This is a genomic window from Pygmaiobacter massiliensis (assembly GCF_900199435.1).
In the GTDB taxonomy this organism is placed as follows: Bacteria; Bacillota; Clostridia; order Oscillospirales; family Ruminococcaceae; genus Pygmaiobacter; species Pygmaiobacter massiliensis.
Map to the genome: position 1 here is coordinate 1 of NZ_OAML01000001.1, position 1,977 is coordinate 1,977.

The window sequence follows — 1,977 nt, forward strand, 5'->3', positions numbered from 1 at the left end:
GACCGGCATCATCCGGTACACGCTGTAAGCCGATGCGGTACATCCGGCTGACAAACTGCTCCACGGGGCTAAGTACCACCTGCTCCATCAAAGTTTCGTCGGGTTCCGGCGTAGCGGTTGGTTCTGGTGTCTCAGTAGCTTCTGGTGTCTCAGTAGCTTCTGGTGTCTCAGTAGCTTCCGGCGCCGCAGTAGCTTCTGGTGTTGCAGAAGCTTCTGGCGTTGCAGTAGCTTCTGGTGTTGCAGTAGCTTCCGGCGTCGCAGTAGCTTCTGGCGTCGCAGTAGCTTCTGGCGTCGCAGTAGCTTCTGGCATTGCAGTAGCTTCTGGCGTTGCGGTAGCTTCCGGCGTTGCGGTAGCTTCCGGCGTTGCAGTAGCTTCTGGTGTTACGGGAGGCTCCGATGATACCAAAGAATCTCCAGTAACAAAAGCCTCCGAGGAAGACATCAGAGGTGGCTGGCTGCTGGCTGCACTGACCGTAGGCAATAAAGTGGACAATAGCAGCACAAGACTTAGCGATAAAGCCAAAACGCGCTTGTATTTCATGAACATGATACCCCTTTTTTTACATAATATAATATTATTCTACAACATAAGTGTGTAAAAACAAAGGGATTGCCCAAGTAAAGGTAAAAAAAGCAGCGCTTTTTGCAATATCAACAAAAAACGCTGCTTTTTATTTTAATTTATACCGAAACGATAGAAACGTTAGAATAGTAGTGCAAGAGAATTTGGCGGTAGTTCCAGCCCTCTTGTGTGGCGTAACCATAAGCGCCCCACTGGGACATTCCAACACCATGCCCGAACCCGAAAGTGGTAAACGTCCAGGTTTGGTTGGGGTTATAGGCAAAAATATAATCAGCAGAACGCAGCCCCAGCTTAGAATTCTCTTTAAAATAATTTGCAGTGGGGTGGAAGACACCGCTAACCCCAGCACTAGTGCTCCGTTTGATTTGGATGTTGAGTGTGCCTGCATAGCCTTTGGCGTTTGGGTTATAACTGAGCCAGCCCGCGGGGTCGGTAGAGAAATCAATGGGTTCCCACTGCGGGATACCATTATCGTAAATGCGATTTAGGGCATTTTTCATGGTGCCCAAGTCAAAAATATAGTCTTGCTTGTAAGAGGAAGATAGATAATCGTATTTACTTTCTACGGGAACCAGGTAGGGGAGATCGCCCCAGCCCACAGAAGCAGCACTGTTTGTCCAGCCACCACCGGTCGAGGCCGTATACTGTGCCAAAACAGGCTGACCATTGTAGGTGAGCGTTAAGTCGGCCACCTCTGCAATGGATTCATAGATAAACTTCGTGGGAGTGCCATCGGTAACAGTCGGGGCGGGGTTGCCGTGTGCCTGTTGGTAAATAATCCAAGCGTGTGCTGCAATTGCTTGCGCCCGGTAGACTTCGGCATTTCGAAATCCGCCAACCTCACCAGCGACCACACGTGCCAGAATATTCACAGAGCTATCTGTCACAACGGTGTTGCCAAAGGTAACGGTTAGCTGACTGCCGGAATAAAAATCAGCACCACCTGTTAAACCGTATCTGGCCGAAAGAAAAGCCGAGGCTTCGGAAGAAGAAGCAATTTGGTTGATTAAGCTTTGGCGCCCTGTCCAACTGGACATGGTAGGTGTCCACGTTGCAATTTCCTCATCGGAAGGAGCTCTGCCGAGAAGGATATTGTAGATAAGGGCAATGTAATCACGTTCCGAAAGGGTGTTGTTTTTAGCCTCAGCAGAGAACACAATGGCACCGGTCAGCTGCTTTACAGACATGCTGTTGGTAAGTAGATTTGCGACCCAGTTGTTCATCTCGGCGTCAGAGGGCAAACGGTGGAGTGCCTGAGAAAAAAGACTCTGTACAAAGAGATTGTAGCTTAGGTTTTGGTCGCGAGCTTCGGTAGAAGCGGGCAAGCTGCCACGCGGAATGCCGAATTTCGCACAAATGTTGCCAAACTCGGTGCTGCCGGTAAAGGAGGCAAG

The 1,977-nt window shown here is 49.8% G+C and carries 2 protein-coding genes; both read right to left on the minus strand.

Annotated elements, in window-relative coordinates; all coding sequences use genetic code 11:
• Positions 1 to 541: hypothetical protein (locus C1A11_RS13645; RefSeq protein ID WP_180950177.1), on the minus strand; the 541-nt coding region annotated here is incomplete at its 3' end.
• A 140-nt stretch (positions 542 to 681) separates the two neighbouring features.
• Positions 682 to 1,977, minus strand: a 1,296-nt coding sequence (locus C1A11_RS00010) for a SpoIID/LytB domain-containing protein (protein ID WP_145995681.1), incomplete at its 5' end; no start/stop codon positions are given.